The following is a 6,129-nucleotide window of genomic DNA, read 5'->3' on the forward strand; positions in this document are numbered from 1 at the left end:
CGCCGCATTTAATCCATGAGCGCCTGCGTTCGGCGCCGCAGCCTTAAGGTATTGTTTGGTAAACTCGCAGGCGCTTACTGGCGCTGAAAACAAATAGCCCTGCCCATAATCACAGCCAGCCGCAAGCAACACCTGCCGCTGCGCCTCGGTTTCGACCCCTTCGGCGATCACTTTCATGCCTAATTTATGCGCCATCACAATGATGGCCTCACAGAGGATTTGATCATTGCTATCCGTATCGATGTTACGGGTAAATGATTGATCGATTTTAAGATAATCAATATCAAACTTTTTCAAATAGGCAAGGGACGAATACCCCGTCCCAAAATCATCCAAGGACACTTGCACGCCCGCATCCCGATAGGCCAGTAATTTTTCAGTGACGCCCATGCTGGCATCGAGCAATAAGCCTTCGGTGATTTCGATGCACACGCCGGTGCCAGTGATATTAAGCTCTTGGAGTAAGGTCAACCAATGATGGAGCAAGGTCCCTTCGTCACGAAATTGCACCGGAGATTTATTCACGCTGACCTGTATATCCACCCCAAAATCGCTCCGCCACTTGGCACTTTGACGGGCGGCCTGTTCAAACACCCAATTGCCAATCTCAAGGATCAAGCCGGTATCTTCCGCCACTGGGATAAATTCGCTGGGCGAGACTTGGCCACGCTCGCGATGATGCCAGCGGATGAGGGCCTCCGCCTTCGTCACCGCGCCGCTGGCAAGGGCGACAATCGGTTGATAATGCAGTTCAAATTCTTTATTTATCACCGCCAAACGCAGATCTTGGATAAGCCGCATGCGGTATTTTGCCGATTCTTGCATCGAGGGGGTGAAATAATTAAAGCGGTTACGCCCCTGATCTTTGGCCGCATACATCGCCTGATCCGCATGCTTAAGTAAGCCTTCAATGGTGTTGGCATCATCAGGATAGAGGGTGATCCCAATACTGGCACTGATATAGGCGGTTTCATCCCCCAAGGTATAGGGCTCACAGATCCGCTGTAAAATATGCTCGGCGACCCGCTCAATCCCCTTGTGCTCCTCCATACCGCTGAGCACCACCGTAAATTCATCGCCGCCTAAACGCGCGACCACATCGGCCTCACGCACACAGGATTTTATGCGCTTGGCGGTGTCAATAAGCAGCTGATCTCCCATGGCGTGCCCGAGGGTGTCATTGACCTCTTTAAAATAATCTAAATCTAAAAATAACAAGGCAAAACTGTCACGATTTCGGTCAGCTTGTTTGATTTCACTGGCGAGAAACTCAAGCAACATTCGCCGATTGGGCAGTCCCGTTAAGGGATCGTAATTGGCCTGCTTCCAGATTAAGTGTTCATTATGTTTTTTATCGGTAATGTCAGAAAACAGTGCCACGCGGCGATAGGGCTTACCCTCCTTATCATTAATGGTGTTGATGGTCAGCCAAATCACCAATTCCTCGCCATTTTTGCGCCGTTGCAACATTTCGCCCTGCCATTGCCCCTTGTCGCGGATCGCCTCATTGAATTGTTGATAAAACTCCCGACTATTAAGATCGCAATAAAAATGCCGAATATGCCGCTGACAAATTTCCGCCTCGCTGTAACCGGTGATCTCCTGAAACGCGGCGTTAACTGTAATAATTACGCCGTTTTCATCGAGCACACTCATGGCCTCAGAACTGTTGTCGTACACCAGTGCCGAAAGTTTTAACGACTCCTCGATAAGTTTGGCCTCGGTAATATCGGTGTAGGTGCCGCACATTCTTAAGGCATGGTGATCGGCATCGCGGCTCACCACTTTGGCGGTATCTAAAATCCAGCGCACTTGGTGATTGAAGGTATTGAGGCGATATTCCATTTTATGCTGCGGCGTTTCTTCGCGTATATGAGCTTCAATGGAGTGCAACACTTTCGGGCGATCCTCTGGGACAATCGCATCCATCCATAGGCGGCTATTGGCGTTAAGCACTGTGACATCGACCCCCAGAATGTCGGCGCTGCGGGCATTGCGCGAAATGGTATCGCGGCGAATATCCCAATCCCATACCCCTAAATCGCTGCTACTTAGGACGAGCTCAAGTTGCTCACGACTGGCCTTCATCTCCCGATCGGCCAAGGTTTGTGCGGTGATATCTAAAAAACCGGCGATCACCAGTAACTCATTATTGCTGCCCCGTTTACAGGCGACGGTCATATGGGTGTACACCACCGCCCCGTCTTTCGCGATAAACCGTTTAGCCATTTCATAATTATCAATCTGCCCCGAGAGCATACGCTTAAAGTTGTTAATTTCCGCTTTAAGATCATCGGGGTGGGTCAACTGCGACCAAGTCATCTGCAATAATTGGGCTTCGGAGTACTGCAATATTTGGCACAACCGCGGATTGACCTTAATCCACTTTTTATCGGCGCTGGCAATCGCAATCCCGATATTGCCCACATTAAATTGGCTGCGAAATAAAAAGTCATCCTGCAGACGAATTTGTTCATCACGTTCAAGCTCAAAGCGCCTTGATAGCAATCGACAGAGTAACCAAGTCGCTATCGGATGAACCGTTAACACAGGGAGGGTAATGTGACTTAAGATGGGCAATGCGCTCTCAAGGGGCATGATAAAAAACCACAATAACATCGCGCCATGAACCAAAAAGGCAAAACTAAAAATTTCTTTATCTGAAATATTTGCCAAGTGAGCCCGTCGAAAATGGCGCCATATCACGCCAATCAGCCCTGAGCTGACAATCACGCCAACACCGACCCACATCGCCATACCGCCGATACTGAGCCGATACAGGGCGGTCATCACCACCGCAATAAAGGTTGGCAGCGCGCCAAAAAAGAGCCCTGAAATACATAGGAGCACTGAGCGGGTATCAAAAAATATCCCTGGCTGATACATCCAAGGCGTACTCATTATCGCAAGCCCAACGACCCCGATAAACAGCCCGATACCCACCCGCCAAACCCAAAAGTATTGCTGTTGATGCCGATGGGAGAGCGCATCATATAGCAGCACTAACGCCAGCAGTAATGCCGCATTTTGCACAAGTGGTAAAAAAATGCTGGTATCCATGGATGAGTCAAACACTCCCAAAAATGAAAAAACCGCCAAGAGGCTTAACAATCATAACGCAGTAGTTTAACAGGATTCATTGCAAACCATAGGCAAAATGCCATCTTAGCCATAAACCTTTACAAAACAAAACCGTATATCGCCCCAGCAAACCGTTGCGAGGCAGCATTTAGGCACAGGGAGAACCACAAGTCACCGTAAAACAAGGACACCAACTGGGTTAAATGCAGTAACAATAGGGGGAAATCACCGCTTTCGTCAGTGACGTTGGTTGTGCGGCAAAAATGAACACAACTTAAATCGTGACAACTTACATCGTGACATAGTAGAAGTAACTTTATGGCAGCTAAATTTCCATATTATCAACCTCTTAGATTAAGGTCCGTGGATGATGCAATGACATGTCAAGGCATTGGGCTTTGAGCACGCCTTGCTCGTAACAAATAACCCCTTAGTCAACATCGACCTAGTCGGGAGTGAGATCAAAAAACTGCCGCGATAGGAGATGAGCACTACAGTCTATGATGGGGTTGAGCCGAATCTGCCCAACGCAATAGGTGTCTATCTCGAAAATATCCCCGCCGCGGGCACGCAAGCCGCCATCGCGGCGGGTTAACGCATTAACAATTGCGGGCATTGCGGGGATTGCGGGAAATATCCCTAAAAATCTCACGTTACTGTAAGTTAACGCCGAAGATATTCCTACCCTTGCAGTAAACGCGTTAATAGATGCCAGTGGTTTGCCCCCAAACAAGCGAGCCATGCTGACATCGGCCCAATTTATAGCGACGCGTTATCTTTTTACCCCCCCATTTCGTGAGAGCACCGCTGGCACTCTACGCGTTGAGGCGTTGAGTTGTTGATGAACAAAAATTAACCTTGTTGCGCCCGAAAACGTGATTTAAATGGATTATTTGGGCTTATGGCTAGGATAAACTACACTCAGTTGGCTTTTTCCCTGCAAAAGATAAGGCAAGCTAAGAAGCCCATTCGCAAGAATGGGCTTCTGTCTTTACAGCGTGCCTTCACATTTAGCCAAATCGCCATGCTTTGACACCTCATTCTTTTGACATGGCAGACTAAAAAATTGCCGCTCACCATCGTTTACACTTAAGACCATCAAGCCTTGATGGGCCAAGAGACTATGGCACCAAAAGACTATGGCACCAAGCCAACTAACTATGCTCCCAATCATGCAGTAGAGTGCCCTACGCCCCCCAATTGTTGCTTTATTCGCCGCTAATTCAGTGAATACGCAACTTGATACAAAACTGAGAGATAGCACAAAGTTATTACTGACAAACTCATGCTTAATAGACGCAGAGCAACACAAAGTAACAGATTAATTTGTATGTCAAAATGTGCTGTTTTGGCGTTTGAAAAAGCACTAAATTTCATCACAATTAATGATTGACCGAATTCAAAAACGATGCCTATGATGGCAACAATATCCTCGAACAGGTAGGTACGCTATGACAGCAATCACTCACGTTTATAACTACACCGTTAGATGTCCACACTACAAAGATCCTGAACATCCCGTTACCTGGCTCAACCATATCGAATTAAACCAGTCTTGTGAAATTGCCCTCAATCGTATCACCAAATGGCATGAGCTTTCAGGCAATAAGTCATTCGAAACCCATAAGTTTGTCGTGCGTAAAGCGGAAAATGAAGACGCTTATTTTTCGATGCAAAGCGATAGACTGAAAAATGATGGCCACGCGCTGGTCACCTTTAAAATCTTTTTAAATGAATGCTGTGACGATGCCGCGCCCGAAGAAATTATGCAGCATTTAATTGAGGATTATCAGCAGCGTTTAGCCAAACTCGAACAGGCATAACCCCGCTGCTTTGCCGGGGGGGATAGCAAGCTCGCTGTAATGTCCTCCCCCGGGATATCATCTATCTGGCCCAATCCGCCCAATCCTAGACCGCTCATGCCTTAGCAGCTAACTCCTTTAAAGCTAAATCCTTCAAAACTAAATCTTTGGCAACGAATTCTTGCCGATGATGCGCGGTGGATCTTCACTAAGCCTACGCCGCCTAATACAGTGGCATTAACCCAAATCATTTATTCCCGACCCTATCAATCCAAACTAAGCTCCGCCATCAACATAAGCGCCGCCATCTACACCAATCCTGTAACCGCCGCCAAGAGGCACGCTTGGGATATAGTGCAATAACAGGGTAAGTCCGCAGACACTGCGTAAACCATAACCAAGAAAAAACCGCGCCGATGAACCATGCGGTATTCGGTCAAATCGATAAAAGAGGGATTAACCCAAGACACGCCGTGACGGGTGTGACAGGAGAGAGTAAAGCCCGCCATGCCTGCCGGGCTTTTGCAAATTAAGCCGCATTCGCGCGAATGCCATGAGGCACAGGTAAACCTTGGGCGTTCACATGGACAAACACCATCTTATCAATACTTACCACCGGGGCTTGGGTGATTTTATTGCGCACCTGACAACTCACTGTGATAGAACTCTGGCCAAGACTCACTAAGGCTAAGCCAAACTCAAGCACATCGCCTTGGCGGGCAGGCGTCATAAAATTGATCTCCGAGATTAATTTAGTCACATGACTGGTGCTCTTCATCTGACAGCCAGCAAAAATGGCGGCCTCTTCGTCAATCCAACTTAATAACTGGCCACCAAACAAGGTATTAGCAGGATTTAAATGTTCAGGTTTAACTAAACGACGGCTGTAATATTTCATAGTGCTCACCTCTATTTCAATGCCAATAAATGGCGTGATTGCGCAATCCGTTTGCAACCTAGCCTAGACTGTCCAACACAGCGTAGGCTTGCCATATCGCTGAGCATTATTCGGGCCATTCATATATGGCTTTAAATAACAATAAGATAGAGATTTATCATCCACAGTTAGCGCCAATGTTGCACCAATAACATTCAGCGATGCACCACCACAATGCCTTCCTCACTTCACACCCTGCCATCAGAGCATTCCCAAAGCGATGGGGCAATAACGATAACTTATCGCTATTGCCACGCCACAACATGTCAGGTGGATTACCAAATGTAAGGTGGATTGCCAAAGGCCGAT

3 protein-coding genes are annotated in these 6,129 nt (G+C 47.6%); 1 reads left to right on the forward strand and 2 read right to left on the reverse strand.

Translation table 11 applies throughout. From position 1 onward, the window contains the following. The coding region (locus tag ACRCZA_RS09195) for an EAL domain-containing protein (RefSeq protein WP_438674147.1) at positions 1 to 3,060 on the reverse strand (3,060 nt) is incomplete at its 3' end. Positions 3,061 to 4,532: 1,472 nt separating this feature from the next. On the opposite strand from ACRCZA_RS09195, the gene ACRCZA_RS09200 reads away from it, so the two are divergent. After that, positions 4,533 to 4,904, forward strand: a complete 372-nt coding sequence (locus ACRCZA_RS09200) for a cytoplasmic protein (protein WP_438674148.1) — start codon at positions 4,533 to 4,535, stop codon at positions 4,902 to 4,904. Between the two features lie 508 nt (positions 4,905 to 5,412). Here ACRCZA_RS09200 and ACRCZA_RS09205 read toward each other — a convergent pair. After that, complete coding sequence (locus ACRCZA_RS09205) at positions 5,413 to 5,781, reverse strand: acyl-CoA thioesterase (protein WP_438674149.1); 369 nt, start codon at positions 5,779 to 5,781, stop codon at positions 5,413 to 5,415. Positions 5,782 to 6,129: the final 348 nt, after the last annotated feature.

Source organism: Shewanella sp., assembly GCF_051658185.1.
GTDB lineage: Bacteria > Pseudomonadota > Gammaproteobacteria > Enterobacterales > Shewanellaceae > Shewanella.